Raw genomic sequence first — 18,007 nt, 5'->3', positions numbered from 1 at the left:
CAAATATATTTATTTTCGAGAGCAACTTAATATATAATATACAATAAGCCTTATTGTAGAAACAACAAGAATTAAAGTCTAATAATATGAAAATGAAACATCTAACCGTAGCCGCTTTCACAGCGCTACTGATGGTATCTTGCGACAACAACAAGCAAGATTATCCTTTTAGAAATCCGGACCTCTCCACAGAAGAAAGAGTCCAGGATTTGCTCAGCCGACTGACACCGGAAGAAAAAATCGGCCAAATGATGAACCAGACACCGGCAATCGAAAGACTCGGTATTCCGGAATACGACTGGTGGAACGAAGCCCTGCACGGAGTTGCGCGCGCAGGAAAAGCAACTGTTTTCCCTCAGGCAATTGCCCTGGCTGCCACATTCAACGATTCTGATGTGTATGAAAGCTTCGATATGATCAGCGACGAAGCCCGCGCGAAATACCACCAATATCAGAAAGACAAAGAATACGACAGATACAAAGGTCTTACTTTCTGGACTCCGAATATCAACATATTCCGCGATCCACGCTGGGGCCGTGGTATGGAAACCTATGGAGAAGACCCATATCTTACATCACGCATGGGTGTTGCCGTTGTAAAAGGTCTGCAAGGCAATGACCCGAAATATTTCAAGACTCACGCCTGTGCAAAACATTATGCCGTTCACAGCGGTCCGGAATGGAACAGACACGAATATAATGCCGAAGCCACTCCACGCGACCTGTGGACAACCTATCTGCCTGCCTTCGAAGCCTTGGTAAAAGAAGCCGATGTTCAGGAAGTGATGTGTGCCTACAACCGTTTTGAAGGAAAACCTTGCTGCAGCAGCGACAAACTTCTGATTGACATCCTGAGAAACGGATGGGGCTATGAAGATATTATCCTTTCCGACTGCGGTGCCATAGATGATTTCTGGCAGAAAGACAAAAATACTCCACGACACGAAACTCACCCTGATGCAGAAAGCGCTTCTGCCGACGCTGTGTTGAACGGCACAGACCTTGAGTGTGGCGGCAGCTACCGCTCATTAATAAAAGCCCTTGAAGACGGAAAAATCCAGGAAAAAGACTTGGATGTTTCATTGACTCGCCTGCTTAAAGGAAGATTCGAACTCGGTATGTTCGACCCGGACGAAAGAGTTCCTTTCTCAAAAATTCCATACAGCGTTGTGGAAAGCAAGGAACACGTGGCAAAAGCTTTGGACATGGCAAGACAAAGTATGGTGCTGCTCAAGAACAAAAACAACACTCTCCCATTGAGCAAGAATCTTAAGAAAATCGCCGTAGTCGGTCCTAATGCCGCAGATTCAACTATGCTTTGGGCAAACTACAACGGATTCCCAACAAAAACAACAACTATTCTTGAAGGAATCAGAAACAAAATGCCTAATGCCGAAGTAGTTTACGAACTTGGCTGTAACCACACCGCCAACTTCGTGATGGAAGATTTGGGAAACAACATCACAAGCGAAAACGGTCAAGGTCTGAAATCTGAATTCTACAACAACACAGAATTCAACGGCACTCCGGTATATACAGGTCTTGCAAAAGAACTTCACTACACAACCGGCGGTAACACACAGTTTGCTCCAAACGTAAACCTGACAGATTTCTCGGCAAGATTTACAGGAACATTCAAATCACCGGTAAGCGGAGATGTCGAATTCTCAATTTCGGGCAACGACGGATTCCGCCTGTTCATCGGAGATGAAAAAGTTGCAGAAGTTTGGGGCAACGAATACGGCGCATCAAAAACTTATATTCTCAAAGCTGAAGAAGGAAAAGAATATCCGGTCAAAATAGAATATATGCAGAAAAAAGGTTCTGCAGATTTGAATTTCTCTGTTGCTGTCCGTAAAGATGTAAACTATGCAGCCACAGCAGATAAAGTAAAAGACGCAGACGTGATTATCTTCGTCGGCGGTATTTCCCCACGTCTCGAAGGCGAAGAAATGCCTGTTGACGCTGAAGGATTCAAGAAAGGCGACCGTCTGAACATTGAGATTCCGAAAGTTCAGCGCGAAATGGTGAAAGCTCTGAAAGCAACAGGCAAGCCGGTTGTTTACGTTGTCTGCACCGGCAGCGCCCTGGCTTTGAACTGGGAAAATGACAATCTTGACGCAATCCTCAACGCTTGGTATGGCGGTCAGGAAGGCGGAACTGCTGTCGCAGATATTCTGTTCGGCGATTACAACCCTGGCGGAAGACTTCCTGTCACTTTCTACAAGTCAGCTGACCAGTTACCGGACTTCGAAGATTATAGCATGAAAGGCCGCACATACAGATATTTCACTCAAGAGCCTCTGTATCCTTTCGGTTATGGTTTGAGTTATACAAGCTTCGACTACAAGAATGCGAAACTTTCTGCCAACCAGATTTCAAAAGATCAGTCTGTAACCATCACATTCGACATTACCAACACTGGTAAATTGGATGGCGACGAAGTTGCTCAGATTTATATCAAGAACCCTAACGACCCTGAAGCACCAATCAAGTCATTGCAGGGATTCAAGAGGGTTCATATCAAAGCCGGCGAAACTCAAAGCTTGAGCTTCACTCTTGAGCCGAAAGCTTTCTGGTCATTCAACGACGATACTCAGGTTATGGAAGTAAGAAATGGCAAATACCAGATTCTTTACGGTAAATCTTCTGCTGACAAGGATTTGAAGTCTTTGACTGTGGAGATAAAATAAACGTCAGCATATATTATAAAAAAGATGCCGACGTTCTGACATGCACCCCGAAAGTTAGACAAAAAACTTTCGGGGTTTTGTTATGTCTAAAAAATACAGGAAACATGGCTATGCAGAACGGCTAAAATATATGCATATGCTAGAGAATGGCTTTAGCCGAAATTATATTGAGCGCCGCTTTGGGATTAGCGGGGAGCTTCTTGGATATTTATGGACACGATACCGTTCAGAAGGTCCAACGGGATTGTTGAAAAAGCAAAATGTAAGGGCGGATTATGCCTTCAAGCTTGAAGTCGTTCGTGATGTTGAAGAAAATAATATAACTTTGCTGGATGCTTCGTTGAAGTATAATGCAAGTGCCAGTCAAATCAAGGTATGGCTAAAAGTCGCCAGGACTCAAGGTTATGATGCTTTAGCTATCACCAGGCCAAGAGGCCGCCTACCAAAGAATGCCATGGGAAGATCAAGGAAAAAGAAACCGGAAGAAATGACAGAGCTGGAACGTCTCAGATACGAGAATGAGTGCCTGAGGGCTGAGAATGCTCTGCTAAAAAAAGTGAAAGCCTTAGTAGAAGCAAGAGACGCCCGTCTCAAAGAGATTGGGCGGAAGCCATCCAAGAACTAAGGCAGGAGCATGATCTCGAGATTCTTCTGGAGAAGACAGGGATGGCCAGATCAACATTCTACTACCATACGAAAAAGATGTTAGAACCTGACGGCTACAATGATGCAAGAACCGCAATCCGAGAGATATATGATCGTCACAGAGGACGTTATGGCTATCGAAGAATAACTGCCCAGCTGCGTAATGACGGTATGCTCCTTAACCACAAGACCGTACAGAAACTTATGGTAGAGATGAACCTGTATGGCAAGCGAAAGACGGCAAAGTACAAGTCATATAAAGGTGAGATCGGAACGGTTGCGCCCAATGTCATTGACAGAGACTTCACGGCAACTGCACCTAACCAGAAATGGGCAACTGACGTGACTGAAGTCAAGATAAAGGACAGGAAGATATATCTTTCTCCTGTCCTGGATATGTTCAATGGGGAGATAATATCTTACACAATATCATATCGTCCGGACCTGGAAATGGCAATGAAGATGCTGGATAAAGCGTTCAAGAAAACTGATATACCGGAAGGACTCATACTACACTCTGATCAAGGATGGCACTATCAGCATCAGAGATACCAGAAGGCATTGAAAGACAGAAATATCGTACAAAGCATGTCACGTAAGGGCAACTGCCTGGACAATGCCATGATGGAGAACTTCTTCGGACTTTTGAAGAATGAATTGCTATATTTGCAGGAGTGGGACAGCGTTGAACAGTTCTCAAAGGAACTGGTTAAGTATATACGCTACTACAACAATGACAGGATCAAACTGAGGCTGAATGGAAAGAGCCCGGTACAATACCGAGCCCTATTCCAATCGAAGTCCGCCTCCTAATATAATGTTAAACCGTCCAACTTTTGGGGGTCATATCATTCCTTAAGAAAGATGCCGATGTTTTTGATGTAAATGTCGGCATCTTTTTTATGAAAAATACAGACCGTAATTATTGTAAAATATATATAGAAGTAATCAAACGTAGGACCGACCCCAATTACAAATATATACGGTCCCACGAACAATTAGGTCCGTATATATTTTTATAAATTATAACTTCTTATTAATCAACGCTTACACTCTCACCCAACGCCTTCCACAGCTTATCATCAGGGATTGGCGCCACTATATGAATTGGAAGTTTGGAAACAGGATGAATGAAATCAGCGCTGCGGGAATGAAGGCTGATGCCGCCGTCGCGGTTGGAACGGTCGAAGCCATATTTCAAATCGCCTTTAATCGGGCAGCCCATTTTTGCCAACTGGCAACGGATTTGATGATGACGGCCGGTTTTAAGGTCGATTTCCAAAAGATAATAATTATCAGATTTTGATATGACCTTATAGTGCAGGATGGCTTTCTTGGAATTAGGGCGTTCGGTGTCGTAGGCAAAGCTTTTGTTTTGCTTTTCGTTTCTGACAAGCCAGTTTACCAGCTCGCCTTCTTCTTTTGGCGGACGGTTCTTCACAATAGCCCAATAGGTTTTCTTTACGCCTCCAACACGAAACATTTCGTTCAGACGCGAAAGTGCCTTGCTTGTTTTGGCAAATATGACAACTCCACTCACCGGACGGTCCAGACGATGGGTAACTCCGATAAAGACATTTCCGGGCTTGTTATATTTTTCCTTAAGCCATTCCTTCACTATCTCGGACAGTGGCTTATCTCCCGTTTTGTCTCCCTGAACGATTTCGCGGCAAGTTTTGTTGACTGCTATTATATGATTGTCTTCGTAAATTACGTCCATTGAACTATAAAATTAATAAGTTTCGCAAGCTCAACTTAAAAGTTGACAAGGCTTCAGAAACAAGTTGACAAGAATTTTTAAACACAGAGACACAGAGAACAGAGAGATTCTTTATTAAAAACTCTGTGGCTTTGTGCCTCTGTGTTTGATTTTTCTGTTTAACACAAGTTGGGGACAACCTGCAAAACTTATTACATATTCATACCACCATCAACCTGGATAACTTGTCCTGATACGTAAGAAGACATATCAGAAGCCAGGAATGTAGCGATGTTTGCAACATCTTCAGGAGTACCGCCACGGCGCAAAGGAATCTTCTTGCACCATTCTTCACGAACTTCTTCAGACAAAGCAGCTGTCATGTCTGTGATGATGAAGCCCGGAGCAATAGCGTTTGCACGGATGCCGCGAGAACCTAATTCCTGAGCGATTGATTTAGCCAAACCAATCATACCTGCTTTTGAAGCTGAGTAGTTGCACTGTCCGGCATTTCCATGAACACCAACAACAGAAGCCATGTTGATAATGCTTCCTGAGCGCTGTTTCATCATGATTGGAGTACATGCGTGGATAAAGTTGAACGCTGACTTAAGGTTTACATTCAACACTGCATCCCACTGTCCTTCGCTCATACGCATCATCAAACCGTCTTTTGTGATACCTGCGTTGTTTACAAGGATATCCACACGTCCGAAATCTTTAAGAATTTCAGCCACTACGTTATGAGTATCTTCAAAATTGGCTGCATTTGAAGCATAACCTTTTGCCTTTACTCCGTAAGCTTCAAGCTCTGCCTGAGTTGCCAAACCGTTTTCGTCGATTACCAAATCAGTAAAAGCTACGTTTGCTCCTTCAGAAGCGAACTTCAAAGCTACTGCCTTACCAATACCGCGTGCAGCACCGGTAACAATGGCTACTTTTCCTTCTAATAGTTTCATGATTATCTTTTTTTACTTGATTTTGCAAGTTGGGTTGTTGCAAATTTAAACACAGAGACACAGAGAACACGGAGATATTACCTCTGCGGCTTTGTGCCTCTGTGTTTGATGTTTTGCAAACCTTCTTGCGAAACCTGGTTTATTTATTAAAAATTTATTTCTGTGTTATACTGTTCCGGATTTATGCCTCAGTTTCTCAACATTTGATAAGGCAAGCACCGGTTGAATAGCCTCCACCAAAAACTGTAAGGGCTACCAAATCACCTTTCTTGAAGTTTTCAGCATTCTGAGCATACACCAAAGCTGAGCTTACAGAACCGGTGTTGCCAAGTTCTTCGATGTTGTGAAGGAACTTTTCCTCCGGCAAATTAAGCTGCTTGGCGATGTTCGACATAATGCGCATATTTGCCTGGTGACCGATGAAATAGCTCAAATCATCAAATGTATAGTTGTTCTTTTCCAACAGATATAATACATTCTTAGGCATATATGTGCAAGCCTGCATGAACACGTCACGACCTTCAGGCATCATGATACCGCCATCGCGAGGACGAAGATGCACAGCCTGAGGAGCTTTTGGGAGATAGCCCAAGCCCTGAGTGTAAACATCAAGCACTTCGGCATCGCTGTCTGTCACTCTTTCTTTTGAGATAAAGAAAGCAGCGGCTGCGTCGCCCCACAAATGTCCGGCTTTCGGGTCTGTTTCATTTGAATATGCAGAATTTTTGTCTGCTCCTAAAATAAGAGCTTTAGTAGCCTTACCCATTGCAAAATATCCTTCTACAACTTCAAGAGCGTTGATAAACGACGAACAAGCTGATGAAAGATACAATGCCTTTGCGTTTGTTATATTAAACTCGTACTGCGCGTTGTGAGCTGCAGTAGCAACTGTATCATATGGTGAATAGGATGCTGAAATAATCAAATCCACCTCTGTTATATCATACGGCAGTTTTGGAAGAGCATTTCTAATGGCAGCCATGCTCATTGTGTTGATATTCTCCTCCGGTTTTGCCTTCGAACGGGTACGAATTCCCGTGCGCTGCTCTATCCATTCACTGGTTAGCCCATTCAATTCTAAAAAATGTTGGTTATCGACCCGGTCTTCAGGTACATAATAACCTGTTGCGTTCACATACATTACGTCTTCTAGTTATTACTTTATCTTTATACCGTTAAAGATAAGATTTATTACATTATCTCTTCTTTTTATTCTTTTACTTATACTGTCGCCCATCACGCCTCTGATGTATGGTACTTCAAGTCCTTTCAAAGCATGATGCAACACCAGCGCTGTTATCTCGGTGTCGGGCATGGAAAAGATGCCTTCCTTGACTCCGTCGTCCAATATATTTTTAAGCAATTTTACTTCAAGAACATCGAAATCCTTACGTACTTTTTCTACTCTCCAGATATCTCTGAAAAAAGTGGCACGCAACGTTCCGTTCCTGAACACCAAAGCCTTGATTGCATCCAGTCTGGTGTATATAAATGTTATCAGTTTCTCATCGGCTGGCAATGTTTTTTCTGAAACATCCATAAGAACACGATGCAACTGTGACAATTCAGACTCAACAACTGCCAGATATATTTCATTCTTATTCTTGAAATATGTATAGAGTGTACGTCTGCCTTTGCCCGAAGCTTGTGCAATATCGTTCATTGTTATATTATCGACTCCCATGCGGGCAAACAACTGTCTGGCCACATCAACTAACATGTCACGTGTTTTTGAAACTGTCATCGGCATTACTATTGCACAATTTTATTCATTTTGCGCACAAAAATATGGAAAAAAGCTGGTATTTACCAAGTGTTACAAAAAAAACTTGCAAAATATTTGCAGATTTGAAAAAAGTTCATACCTTTGCACTCGCAATCGGGAATGATTGATACTACATCGCGGAGTGGAGCAGTGGTAGCTCGTTGGGCTCATAACCCAAAGGTCGTCTGTTCGAATCAGGCCTCCGCAACAACAAAAAAGCGTATAGAATTTATCTATACGCTTTTTTTATTTACTTTCACTTATTGTTTTTCTTGTTTTTCATTTCTGAGAAAGTTGTTTTCTGCTCGTCTGTCAGAAGAGATTCTACTTTTTTGTTCAGCTCATCCATTTTAGACTTTCTTTCTTCCCTATTCACCTTGCTGTTGAAGAATTCAGTGTAAAGTTTCTTGATTTCTTCTTCCTGCTCATCTGTGAGATTAAGCTTTGAGTCAAGTCGCTGCATCTGTTTTTCTACTCGCTGCTCCGGTGTGAACTGTTGTTTCTGACGGCGCTGTGCGCTTGCTGTGGTGAAACCTAAAACGACTGCAATTGCTAATAAAACTACTTTTTTCATGATTTTTCTGTTTAAATGATTATTAATATTTGTTTCGTTGGAATTGGGGACAAGAGGAGAAGTTGACAAGTTGACGAGTTGACAAGGGGACAAGATTTTTAGATAATAAAATCGTAACGTTATAAGTGTTTTGACCTTGTCAACTTGTATCTGATGCCTTGTCAACTCGTATCTGATACCTTGTCAACTCGTATCTGATACCTTGTCCCCTATTCACCTTATCGTATATACAAAACTCAACATCAAATAAGGCTTAAGCACGTTTGATGTGACATAGTCGTAATAATTACTTCCTGTCTGATGTGTAAATGCCTGATTCTGGCAAAGCACATCGAATGCTTCAAGTTTGATTTCTGCCTGATTTCGCTTGAGGAATTTCTTTCCAAGCGAGATGTTCCACAGGAAATAATCCGAATCGTCCATATCCAAACCTGCATAATTCTGATAGCTGAATGAACTGCGCAATGTGAAACCTTTCCAGAATGTCCATCCTATTTTTGCTGCTCCTAAATGAAACACATAATTGCTGGAGCTTGAATTTTCGAGCGAACTGAAAATGTTGTTCAATGTGGCAGAATATGAAAGCGTGAAATCAAGATTATGGCTTATATTGCTGCCTACAACAATCTTAGGAATAAGGTTAAGTTCCTTTGTCCTGTTTTTCACTCCGTTGAAAATTGACGGAACATTTGCATAGTTGGTCGAGAAGCTTACATTGACATTGCTGCGGATAAAATCAATCGGAAATCCGTATGTAATCATTGACTGCAAGCTGTAGTATCCATCCATATTGACGGGCTTAGTATATTGCGCGCCTTTGTCCATTGATATTCCCGATGGAAGGGTTATATTTTCAGTAGCGACGAATGTACTGTCTGAAACATAACCGGTGCGCAAAGTTGTTCCAAGCATTCCTATGAAAGTGTGTCCCGATGCTGTTGTCCTTATATATCTGAGGTTCAACGAATGATTTATCTGTTGATCCAGGTTTGGATTACCACTTGACAGGAACAGCGGATTGGTGTTATCGACAACTTCCTGCAAATCCGTGATTGAAGGAGAAGAAGAAGAGCTGCGATAACGCAACATAAATGAGTTTGTTCGATCCAGTTTATATCTTGCTGTCAGCGACGGAAGCACAGTGAAATATTTCTTTCCAATCATTGCATCCGACGGATAGAGCTGTTCTCCCTGAAGAGATGAATACTGAAAGTCAACTCCCGCCATGACGTTAAAACCGCCTTTGTGCAAGCGAAGGCCCAATGCTCCTGCCTGAGTGAGATAGCCGGATTCGTAGACATTTGACAAATTCTCGTCGAGCTGCTCATAAAGATCATTCACTGGCGAACGCAAGAATACTTTACGGTCGGATTCTGTGTCTGAGTATGAAACTTTATAGCTTGTCTGCAACTGCAATATATCGGAGAGTTTTTCCGTAAACATTACATTTCCTCGCAATGAATACTGCTTCTCATTGATATCTTTCAATTGTCCGTATGAATCTTCGGTTGTTGTTGCCCCATAAAGAATATCGAGATAATCATTATAAGTCTTTCCGGTTTTATCAGAAACCTTTCCGTTGAACATAACAGACAATGTGCGTCCTTCGACCGGAAAGCGATGACGGAAAATTACATCTGTTCCGATGTTATATGCATTTGTATTGCTACCGGTTGTGTTCTGTATTTCATTTTCGGCAACGGAATTGTTCATGTTTATTCCTTGCATAAAACCTGTCATATCATTGTTCTGGAAACTGATATTCGGTTTTATCTGCAGGGAGTTATTTTTGTCGATCTGATAATCCAGTTTCATGTTTATCCTGTGATTCCAGTTTTCCATCCTTGAATTGTTATATTCGCTATAACTCAATCCGGGCAGGACAGATTCGAAATACTGACGGTCTGTATTTGTTTCTTTATTGTTGACAGACTGATTGAAGAAATAGCTTCCGGTAAATTTCAGTTTATCGCTCCACTGGTCAACATAATTGAAACCAAGTCCGTTGCTTGAAGTGACACCGCCCAAATTTCCAACCATAAAGTTATTTGCCGAATTGCCGCCGCCACCACCGGAACCACGTCCGCCGCCGCCTCTTCCTCCGCGACGTCCGCCACCCTGGGATGAAGACATTACGCCTGCCAAATCTTCCTGAGAGAAGTTCTGCTGGTTTACGTTGTTGCTCATTCCCAGTATGGAAATTCTGCGATCATCGTTGAACAGGTTTATATTTCCTCCGGCACGATAGCGGTTGTCAGTTCCATAGCCGGCATATACTTCACCAAAGGTTCCCTCGCGATAACCTGCCTTGGTAACAATATTTATTGTCTTTATTTCTTCTCCATCGTCGAAACCTGAGAATTCCGCCTGCTCGCTTTTCTTGTCGAACACTTCGATGCTAGCAATTACGTCTGATGGCAGATTCTTCAAAGCCAGGTTTACGTCGCCATCGAAGAATTCTTTTCCGTCAACAAGAACTTTCTTTACATCCTCGCCCTGAGCCTGGACTGTTCCGCCCTCAACCACAATGCCGGGCATCTTGGATAGCAAATCTTCGGCAGTGCTTCCCTGCATAACCTTGAATGCTTCGGCATTATACACAAGGCTGTCGCCTTTCTGCTGGGCACGGGTTGCACGGGCTTCAACTGAAACCTGACCGATACTCTGGACATCCTCTTCCATAAATATTTCTATTGAGGCTCCCGACTGCGGAACAGAAATATTCTTTGTATAAGTTTTATATCCGACATATGATATCTGTAATGTATAATCACCGGATTTGATATTCTTGAACTCAAAGATTCCTTTCATGTCCGTTGCTGTATATTGCATCTTTCCGTCAGCTCCGGAAATTCCTACTGTGGCAGACAACAAAGGTTCATCTGTTCTCTTATCCGATACAGTTCCGGAAAGAACCTGGGCTGCCATGTTCAGAGGGAACACGAATGCTAATATTATATATATTAAGTTTTTAATCATAAGTCTGTTTTTTTACCCTGTTGTTTCTAAATGCAGTATTTTGAGTTGACGAGTTGACAACTCCTCAACTCACAAATCCAGTCACCTCATATTGCAATCCTTCAGACGTTGGTATCTGTTTGTAGAGAGTTCCATCAAACAAGAAAAGAGTTTCTCCGTTTATTATCACCTCATCAACATTATAATCAGGAAGTTCGGGAACGATCATTCCTTTTTGAGGCTTTACCACTTCATATTCATTATCGGTACATTTCTTATAGAACACCCCCATAGAATAGAAAAAAGGAACTTTATTAAAATTAATCACTACACTGTTTACCGGACGATGTTTAACCCTAGTTCCAACTACAACTTTCTTAACCACAACTTTCTTAGGCTTTTTATGACCATGTTTGTTATTGCTGGTTGTTACAATTGTCACACGTTGTTTCACACCTGAATGTAAAGGTTGTGCAGACACGCAGCTAAGCATTGTCATCACCATTATTAAAAGGAAAAACATATTTCTCATAACCGTACTTTATTTGTTTTTCAGCAAAAGTATATGAGGAAAATATTACATAAAACAGCAACATTTGCAAATGGTGGTGAACGGCATTGTTCCAGTGGTAAACAACACATAGTTTATTTTCCTGATATGATTTAATACAATATTTTTGCAAACAGATAAGATGTTTAAACCATATATATACCATGATTCAAATAAAAAAATTACCATTCTACATTGACCTGGTATTCTGCCTGTTCCTATTACCGGCAATGATTATGCTTTTGCCAATCGAACGATGGCTGGTGTATAATTCTGTATTTGTGTATCTGCTTATAGGCTGGTTATATTTAATATATATGATAAACAGGCGTTTCACCATGCCTTACTTTTTCAAAGGGAACAAATATATATTATTTGCGATTCTGTTTCTGCTTCTTGCCGTTGCCGGAACTTATCTGATAACGCACTATCAGATGGAATATCCGCATCAGAGGATTAAGAAAATAAGAATTCCTACAAATGCACCTAAAATACAGCTTCAACAACAGGCTGTATGGTTTTTGTATATGGTTGTCACCACATTCAGCCTTGCTGTTGGTCTGCTTACGGAACTTCACCGTCAGATAATGGCAAGACAGGAAATAGAATTCGAGAAGAAAAAGGCTGAGCTGGCTCTATATAAGGCACAAATCAATCCGCATTTTCTGTTCAACACGCTGAATACTTTGTATGGAATGGTGCTGACACAATCGGAAAACACAGAAACTGCCTTCAACCAGTTCATAAGTCTTATGAGATATATGTATAAGAACGGTTCGAAAGACAAAATTCCAATCCGCTCTGAGGTAGAATATATCGAGCAATATATAGAATTGCAGAAATACAGGATGCCGGAACATTCAAAAGTATTCTTCTCATTTGACCACGACGAAACAGCAAGTGAGGAAATAGCTCCTATGTTACTGATTACATTCGTTGAGAATGCTCTTAAATATGGTGTTTCGTCTCTAAAGCCTAGTGATATATATATTGCCGCAAGTGCCAAAAACGGAGAATTGCTGTTTTCGACACAAAACCCTATTTTAAACCAAAACCAGGAAAATAAATCTAAAGGCATAGGAATAAGTAATTGCAGGAAAAGGCTGGAATTGATTTATCCCGGAAAACATTCGCTGAAAATAGATGAATCTGACGGGTATTTTAAGGTTCTTCTTTCTATTAGGCTGGGGTGAGGAGTTGAGTAGTCAAGGAGTTGAGAAGTTGAGATGTTATTGGGAGTTATAAGTCAATAGTTTTAATTTTCAATTTTCAATTTTCAATTTAACTTGTTTCCTGTAGCCTTGTCAACTCGTCAACTCATAAACCCATCTCATGCTCAAAACTAAAAAAACAACATAATACATTTATATATGAAATGCATAGCTATTGACGACGAGCCTATCGCACTTGAGATTATTGCCCAATTCTGTAAACGAATAGGAAATATAGAGCTGACAACATTCAATAATCCTCAGGCTGGAATGGAGTGCGTAATGAGAACGCATCCGGATATTCTTTTTCTGGATATAGAAATGGGAGGAGTGAACGGTGTTGAGCTTGCGAGAAGTCTTCCGCAAGATGTATTCCTGATATTCACTACGGCTTATGCAGAATATGCTATTGACGGATTTGAGCTGAACGCCGTGGATTTCCTCCATAAACCTTTCTCTTTCTCAAGATTTGAAAAGGCTATCAAGAAAGCCAGCGACATTATGACTTTGCGAAAGCAGGCTGTTAATCCTGTTATGACGGAAGAATGTATCACTGTTAAGGTTGAATATAAAAACACAAATATCCGCCTTGCAGATATTCTTTATATTGAGTCAATGGATAATTATATAAAGTTTTACTTGACAGACCAAAAGCCAGTTCTTTCTCAAATGAGCATGAAGAATGTTCAAGAGCTGTTGCCGACTGATAAGTTTATTAGAGTACATAAATCTTATATTGTGCCTGTTCACCGGATTTCGAGTTTCAACAGCAAACAAATTATTCTTTACAATAACTTTACAATACCGGTTGGAAGAGTTTACTCGAAAATCTTGTCATCATTGCCGGCTAATCAATAGATATTTTATGTAACAAAAAGTCCTGTAAGAGCAGATCTGGATGAAACTCCACTCTTACAGGGCTTTTTATTATATATTTATTATTCATGTAAACATTGACAAGGTCAAACAAATATAAATTCACTTTATTATAAAAAACCTTGTCAACTCGTCAACTCATCAATTAAAAATAAACCTGAACAAATCATTACCATTTGCATAAAGCAGCAATAGCAACAATATGAACATACCTGTCATCTGCGCATACTCCAGGAATTTGTCGCTCGGTTTGCGGCGTGCAACAACTTCATAAAGCAGGAAGAGAACATGTCCGCCGTCAAGAGCAGGAATCGGAAGTATATTCATGAACGCAAGTATGATTGACAACCATGCTGTCTTTTCCCAGAATGACTGCCAGTCCCAAACAGAAGGGAACATATTTCCTATTGCACCGAATCCACCAAGACTTGAAGCACCCTCTTTTGTGAACACATATTTCATGTCATTCACATATCCTTTCAGAGTATTCACTCCTTTTGCTATTCCGGCTGGGAAAGACTCAAAGAAGCCATAGCTGATATTCTTATATTCATAAAGGTCGTATGGAGTATATGCCTTAACTCCAATCTTACCAAGAGAATCAACAGCCACAGTTAAGGTATCGCACTTTCCGTTACGATAGAATCCAAGGTTTACTTCTTTTCCTCTGTTGTTATATAATTGCACAGCGACTTCGTCGAATGTCACAGCCGAGCTGTCATTAACAGAGACAATACTGTCGTCCGGCATAAGTCCAGCCAAAGCAGCAGGAGAATCCTTAGACGGAACTTCCTTTATTATCATTGGGAAACGCATTCCGGCAAAACCTTTCTTATCACGCAAAACACGCATCATCATATCTTCCGGCATAGGAATGACAGTTTCAACACCATTGCGGAGAACTGTTACATTCTTAGCCTCCATCACCGAGCGGAAAGTGTTTTCTCCAAAGCGCTCAAGGGTTGTTGTATCAGCTTTAAGAAGTATATCACCATCCTGGAAACCAACTTCCTTGAATGTTTCGCTATACATCATACCCATTTTCATATTCTTGAGAGGAAGATAAGTATCGCCCCAATAGAATAAAGTCATTGAATAGATGAACAGCGCAAGCAAAAAGTTGAATAAAACACCGCCTATCATAATAAGCAATCTCTGCCCTGCCGGTTTAGAACGGAATTCATAAGGTTGTGCCGGCTGAGCCATCTGCTCTTTGTCCATACTTTCATCGATCATTCCTGAAATCTTGCAATAGCCACCTAAAGGAAGCCAACCTATGCCATATTCAGTATCGCTGTTCTTAGGCTTAAACTTGAACAGAGAAAACCAAGGGTCAAAGAATAAATAAAACTTTTCGACGCGCACCTTGAACAGACGTGCGAAAAGAAAATGCCCGAACTCATGTATAATCACCAAAATAGACAAACTCAATATGAGCTGAAGGGCTTTAATAAGAAATGTTTCCATCTAAAAATCAATATTTGCAATGTTACACTAAAACAATTCAGCGGCGATGCGTCTTGCTTCGGCATCAGTCGCCACATAATCTTCATATGTAGGGTTAGAAATGAAAGCTGCTTTCGACATTGTTGCCTCAATCACATCACTCATCTGAAGGAATCCTATTCTGTCCTGAAGGAAGGCTGCAACAACCACCTCGTTTGCCGCATTCAATATGCAAGGCATATTTCCGCCTTTTCCTGCCGCATCAAAAGCGAAGGCAAGATTACGGAATCTCTTCATATCCGGTTCCTCGAATGTAAGAGTTGAATATTGATTGAAATCCAAACGTGGAGACATACTTTTCATTCTTTCAGGATAAGAGAATGCATATGCTATCGGAAGCTTCATATCCGGAATTCCAAGCTGAGCCATTACTGCTCCATCTTCAAACTGAACCATTGAATGGATGACAGACTGCGGATGAACAACTATCTGAATCTGAGAAGGCTCAACACCAAATAGCCATTTTGCCTCAATCATCTCAAAACCCTTGTTCATCATTGAGGCAGAATCTATTGTAATCTTGGCTCCCATTTGCCAGTTAGGATGTTTAAGAGCCTGTGATTTGGTAACAGTTGCCAATTCCTCTATCGTTTTGTTTCTGAACGGACCGCCGGATGCCGTTAGCAATATTTTTTCTATTGGATTATTATTTCCTACTGTAAGACACTGGAATATGGCTGAATGTTCAGAATCAACCGGAAGAATGGGAACATTATGCTCGGCAGCCAAACTTGTTATCAGCTCACCTGCCACAACCAATGTTTCTTTGTTTGCCAAAGCTATAGCTTTTCCGGCTTTTATTGCTGCAATTGTAGGGCGCAAACCGGAATAGCCAACCATGGCTGTCAGAACCATATCAATAGGTTCTGCCTGCACAACCTGCGAAATAGCATCTGCGCCGGCCCATACTTTTATAGGCAAATCTTCCAATGCTTCCTTCAGTTCCGGATATTTATTCTCATTAGCAATGACAACAACTTCCGGCATATATTTACGTGCCTGTGTTATCAATAAATCTACACTGTTATTGGCTGTCAAGGCATAAACCTCAAACTTGTCCGGATGTTCGCTTACAACTTCCAGAGCCTGAGTGCCTATCGAACCTGTAGAACCTAATATAGCTAATTGTCGTTTCATACGATTAAAATGAAATATATTCTTCTGGATTTATCGGCATTCCCTTATACCAAAGCTCAAAGTGCAAATGAGGGCCTGTCGACAAAGCTCCTGTATTTCCAACCAAGGCGATTGCCTCGCCTGCTGCAACATGGTCTCCGGTTTTCTTTAATAAAGCATCGTTATGCTTGTATACCGAAACAAATCCGTTCTTATGCTGCAACTGTATTACGTTTCCAAAATTCGGGTCGAATCCGGCAAAGACAACTGTTCCGTCCAATGTTGCCAATACGCTTTCCTTCGGTGTTGCCACAATATCAATACCGAAATGTCTTATATCAGCCTCAAATGTAGAAGACAAAACTCCATTTACAGGCTTAATAAAAAATACACTGTTTGGCAAAGATGGATTTGCATCAAGCGCAGTCAGACTATACTTTTCTTCTTCCTCAAATTGTTTTACAAATTCTGTTTCTGCTTTTCCGCGTGGAATCTCAAAATCGGCATCCACGTGTGCCATAGAATCTATTTGCTTTATAGAATCCAGTTTCACATCGCCGGATATAATCTGTGTCACATTTTCCAGATATAACTGCTGAACGAGCAGCATTCTCTCCAAAGAATCAGCGCGAAGAGTATTTTGCATGATTTCTTTGCGTACTTCCACATCCAGATATCCCGGCAAATAATTTCGGATAGGAGTCTTTATGATTATAAAAGCTGTAAAAGATATCAAAAAGAAAACGAAAACAGAAAATGATATAAATGCTGATAATTGCGACAATCTGAAAGACCACACTTCTTCCAAAGTGTCCTCATTAATAAACGAAAGCTTATACTTGAAACGTATCTGCTTCCAAAAAGATTTAAATCCTCTCTTTTTCTTATTCTTCTTCAAAGCCATTTCTCACACTTTTATCTTTACAAATCCAGTAATCCTGCAGGCAATGATACGGACATTATTTTCTTTTCATGATCAACATCCGAAATCAAATCCTCGGCAGCAGGCAAAAGAAGTTCTTCCCCGTCATGGTCTATCTGAAGCAAGACATTCATTGTTGTTTCATCAACATCAACAATCGGTCCTAAATCTCCATGATTTTTATCCACTACATGATAACCGATAAAATTATCCCACGAAATATCACCTATTATACTATCCTCATCAACTTCATCAAGGGAATAATAAACTTCCTTATTGACAAACTCACGTGCATCAGCTTCACTGTCTATACCCTCAAGCTTGACCAGTATAGAAGAATCTGATTTATAACGATAATCTTCAATAAAAAAAGGAACCAGAATTCCATTCATATCACAAATGATATAAGGATCATCAGATTCATCAAACACATCGCATTGTGTATTCAATGTAATCTCCCCTTTTATACCATGAGGTTTTGCAAACTGTCCTATTTTAAAAACTTCTTCCCTTGAAATCATTATAAGATAATT

The 18,007-nt window shown here is 40.8% G+C and carries 15 protein-coding genes, 1 tRNA gene and 1 pseudogene; 6 read left to right on the top strand and 11 right to left on the bottom strand.

Translation table 11 applies throughout. From position 1 onward, the window contains the following. Nucleotides 1–86: 86 nt before the first annotated feature. The 3 genes and pseudogenes from xyl3A to ACYIAR_RS13725 all read left to right on the top strand — a co-directional run. Complete coding sequence (gene xyl3A, locus ACYIAR_RS13735) at nucleotides 87–2,693, top strand: xylan 1,4-beta-xylosidase (protein ID WP_480330301.1); 2,607 nt, start codon at nucleotides 87–89, stop codon at nucleotides 2,691–2,693. A gap of 82 nt (nucleotides 2,694–2,775) precedes the next feature. Beyond that, a complete protein-coding gene (locus tag ACYIAR_RS13730) occupies nucleotides 2,776–3,318 on the top strand; it encodes a helix-turn-helix domain-containing protein (protein WP_480330299.1) in 543 nt (180 codons plus the stop codon). Continuing rightward, nucleotides 3,303–4,151 (top strand): annotated as a pseudogene (locus ACYIAR_RS13725) (IS3 family transposase); the annotation flags it as partial. The gene ACYIAR_RS13730 and the pseudogene ACYIAR_RS13725, both read left to right, overlap by 16 nt. A 223-nt stretch (nucleotides 4,152–4,374) precedes the next feature. Here the strand turns inward: ACYIAR_RS13725 and ACYIAR_RS13720 are convergent. From ACYIAR_RS13720 to ACYIAR_RS13705, 4 genes are all read right to left on the bottom strand, one after another. Next, nucleotides 4,375–5,058, bottom strand: a complete 684-nt coding sequence (locus ACYIAR_RS13720) for an RluA family pseudouridine synthase (protein WP_480330297.1) — start codon at nucleotides 5,056–5,058, stop codon at nucleotides 4,375–4,377. A 191-nt stretch (nucleotides 5,059–5,249) separates the two neighbouring features. After that, nucleotides 5,250–5,996: a 3-oxoacyl-[acyl-carrier-protein] reductase gene (fabG, locus tag ACYIAR_RS13715; protein WP_480330295.1), complete on the bottom strand. Its 747-nt coding sequence runs from the start codon at nucleotides 5,994–5,996 to the stop codon at nucleotides 5,250–5,252. A gap of 196 nt (nucleotides 5,997–6,192) precedes the next feature. Continuing rightward, entirely contained in the window at nucleotides 6,193–7,137 is a 945-nt protein-coding gene (locus ACYIAR_RS13710; RefSeq protein WP_480330293.1) for a 3-oxoacyl-ACP synthase III family protein, read from the bottom strand. A gap of 15 nt (nucleotides 7,138–7,152) precedes the next feature. Then, nucleotides 7,153–7,746 carry a TetR/AcrR family transcriptional regulator gene (locus ACYIAR_RS13705; protein WP_480330291.1) on the bottom strand — a complete coding sequence of 198 codons (594 nt, stop codon included), beginning with the start codon at nucleotides 7,744–7,746 and terminating at the stop codon, nucleotides 7,153–7,155. A 151-nt stretch (nucleotides 7,747–7,897) separates the two neighbouring features. Between ACYIAR_RS13705 and ACYIAR_RS13700 the strand changes: the two genes are divergently transcribed. Further along, a tRNA-Met gene (locus ACYIAR_RS13700) sits at nucleotides 7,898–7,969 on the top strand. A 48-nt stretch (nucleotides 7,970–8,017) separates the two neighbouring features. On the opposite strand, the gene ACYIAR_RS13695 is transcribed toward ACYIAR_RS13700, so the two are convergent. From ACYIAR_RS13695 to ACYIAR_RS13685, 3 genes are all read right to left on the bottom strand, one after another. Continuing rightward, complete coding sequence (locus ACYIAR_RS13695; RefSeq protein WP_480330289.1) at nucleotides 8,018–8,335, bottom strand: hypothetical protein; 318 nt, start codon at nucleotides 8,333–8,335, stop codon at nucleotides 8,018–8,020. Between the two features lie 213 nt (nucleotides 8,336–8,548). Next, a complete protein-coding gene (locus ACYIAR_RS13690) occupies nucleotides 8,549–11,314 on the bottom strand; it encodes an outer membrane beta-barrel protein (RefSeq protein ID WP_480330287.1) in 2,766 nt (921 codons plus the stop codon). Between the two features lie 64 nt (nucleotides 11,315–11,378). Continuing rightward, entirely contained in the window at nucleotides 11,379–11,825 is a 447-nt protein-coding gene (locus ACYIAR_RS13685; protein WP_480330285.1) for a DUF6515 family protein, read from the bottom strand. Nucleotides 11,826–12,007: 182 nt separating this feature from the next. On the opposite strand from ACYIAR_RS13685, the gene ACYIAR_RS13680 reads away from it, so the two are divergent. Together ACYIAR_RS13680 and ACYIAR_RS13675 are read left to right on the top strand one after the other, a co-directional pair. Then, the gene (locus tag ACYIAR_RS13680) at nucleotides 12,008–13,036 is read left to right on the top strand and encodes a sensor histidine kinase (protein ID WP_480330283.1); all 1,029 of its coding nucleotides are present in this window, start codon (nucleotides 12,008–12,010) and stop codon (nucleotides 13,034–13,036) included. Nucleotides 13,037–13,213: 177 nt separating this feature from the next. Next, complete coding sequence (locus ACYIAR_RS13675) at nucleotides 13,214–13,912, top strand: LytR/AlgR family response regulator transcription factor (protein WP_480330281.1); 699 nt, start codon at nucleotides 13,214–13,216, stop codon at nucleotides 13,910–13,912. A 159-nt stretch (nucleotides 13,913–14,071) separates the two neighbouring features. On the opposite strand, the gene rseP is transcribed toward ACYIAR_RS13675, so the two are convergent. From rseP to rimM, 4 genes are read right to left on the bottom strand one after another with little or no spacing between them, the layout of a single operon-like run. Further along, nucleotides 14,072–15,397 carry an RIP metalloprotease RseP gene (gene rseP, locus ACYIAR_RS13670; RefSeq protein WP_480330279.1) on the bottom strand — a complete coding sequence of 442 codons (1,326 nt, stop codon included), beginning with the start codon at nucleotides 15,395–15,397 and terminating at the stop codon, nucleotides 14,072–14,074. Nucleotides 15,398–15,424: 27 nt separating this feature from the next. After that, the gene (locus ACYIAR_RS13665) at nucleotides 15,425–16,573 is read right to left on the bottom strand and encodes a 1-deoxy-D-xylulose-5-phosphate reductoisomerase (protein ID WP_480330277.1); all 1,149 of its coding nucleotides are present in this window, start codon (nucleotides 16,571–16,573) and stop codon (nucleotides 15,425–15,427) included. Between the two features lie 4 nt (nucleotides 16,574–16,577). Further along, nucleotides 16,578–17,456 (bottom strand): M23 family metallopeptidase, encoded by an 879-nt coding sequence (locus tag ACYIAR_RS13660; protein ID WP_480330275.1) that lies wholly within the window; start codon nucleotides 17,454–17,456, stop codon nucleotides 16,578–16,580. 17 nt (nucleotides 17,457–17,473) lie between these two features. Then, a complete protein-coding gene (gene rimM / locus ACYIAR_RS13655; RefSeq protein WP_480330273.1) occupies nucleotides 17,474–17,995 on the bottom strand; it encodes a ribosome maturation factor RimM in 522 nt (173 codons plus the stop codon). Nucleotides 17,996–18,007 lie beyond the last annotated feature (12 nt).

The organism is Parabacteroides sp. KHUB-01 (genome assembly GCF_056640935.1).
This window is presented reverse-complemented; position numbering and strand designations above follow the sequence as displayed.

What these genes read in the sequence shown, in the direction of transcription:
- ACYIAR_RS13685 (WP_480330285.1), bottom strand. Translation starts at nt 11,825, where the DNA reads ATGAGAAATATGTTTTTCCTTTTAATAATGGTGATGACAATGCTTAGC.
- ACYIAR_RS13705 (WP_480330291.1), bottom strand. Translation starts at nt 7,746, where the DNA reads ATGCCGATGACAGTTTCAAAAACACGTGACATGTTAGTTGATGTGGCC.
- ACYIAR_RS13730 (WP_480330299.1), top strand. Translation starts at nt 2,776, where the DNA reads ATGTCTAAAAAATACAGGAAACATGGCTATGCAGAACGGCTAAAATAT.
- xyl3A (WP_480330301.1), top strand. Translation starts at nt 87, where the DNA reads ATGAAAATGAAACATCTAACCGTAGCCGCTTTCACAGCGCTACTGATG.
- ACYIAR_RS13695 (WP_480330289.1), bottom strand. Translation starts at nt 8,335, where the DNA reads ATGAAAAAAGTAGTTTTATTAGCAATTGCAGTCGTTTTAGGTTTCACC.
- ACYIAR_RS13680 (WP_480330283.1), top strand. Translation starts at nt 12,008, where the DNA reads ATGATTCAAATAAAAAAATTACCATTCTACATTGACCTGGTATTCTGC.
- fabG (WP_480330295.1), bottom strand. Translation starts at nt 5,996, where the DNA reads ATGAAACTATTAGAAGGAAAAGTAGCCATTGTTACCGGTGCTGCACGC.
- ACYIAR_RS13660 (WP_480330275.1), bottom strand. Translation starts at nt 17,456, where the DNA reads ATGGCTTTGAAGAAGAATAAGAAAAAGAGAGGATTTAAATCTTTTTGG.
- rimM (WP_480330273.1), bottom strand. Translation starts at nt 17,995, where the DNA reads ATGATTTCAAGGGAAGAAGTTTTTAAAATAGGACAGTTTGCAAAACCT.
- ACYIAR_RS13690 (WP_480330287.1), bottom strand. Translation starts at nt 11,314, where the DNA reads ATGATTAAAAACTTAATATATATAATATTAGCATTCGTGTTCCCTCTG.
- ACYIAR_RS13720 (WP_480330297.1), bottom strand. Translation starts at nt 5,058, where the DNA reads ATGGACGTAATTTACGAAGACAATCATATAATAGCAGTCAACAAAACT.
- ACYIAR_RS13710 (WP_480330293.1), bottom strand. Translation starts at nt 7,137, where the DNA reads ATGTATGTGAACGCAACAGGTTATTATGTACCTGAAGACCGGGTCGAT.
- rseP (WP_480330279.1), bottom strand. Translation starts at nt 15,397, where the DNA reads ATGGAAACATTTCTTATTAAAGCCCTTCAGCTCATATTGAGTTTGTCT.
- ACYIAR_RS13675 (WP_480330281.1), top strand. Translation starts at nt 13,214, where the DNA reads ATGAAATGCATAGCTATTGACGACGAGCCTATCGCACTTGAGATTATT.
- ACYIAR_RS13665 (WP_480330277.1), bottom strand. Translation starts at nt 16,573, where the DNA reads ATGAAACGACAATTAGCTATATTAGGTTCTACAGGTTCGATAGGCACT.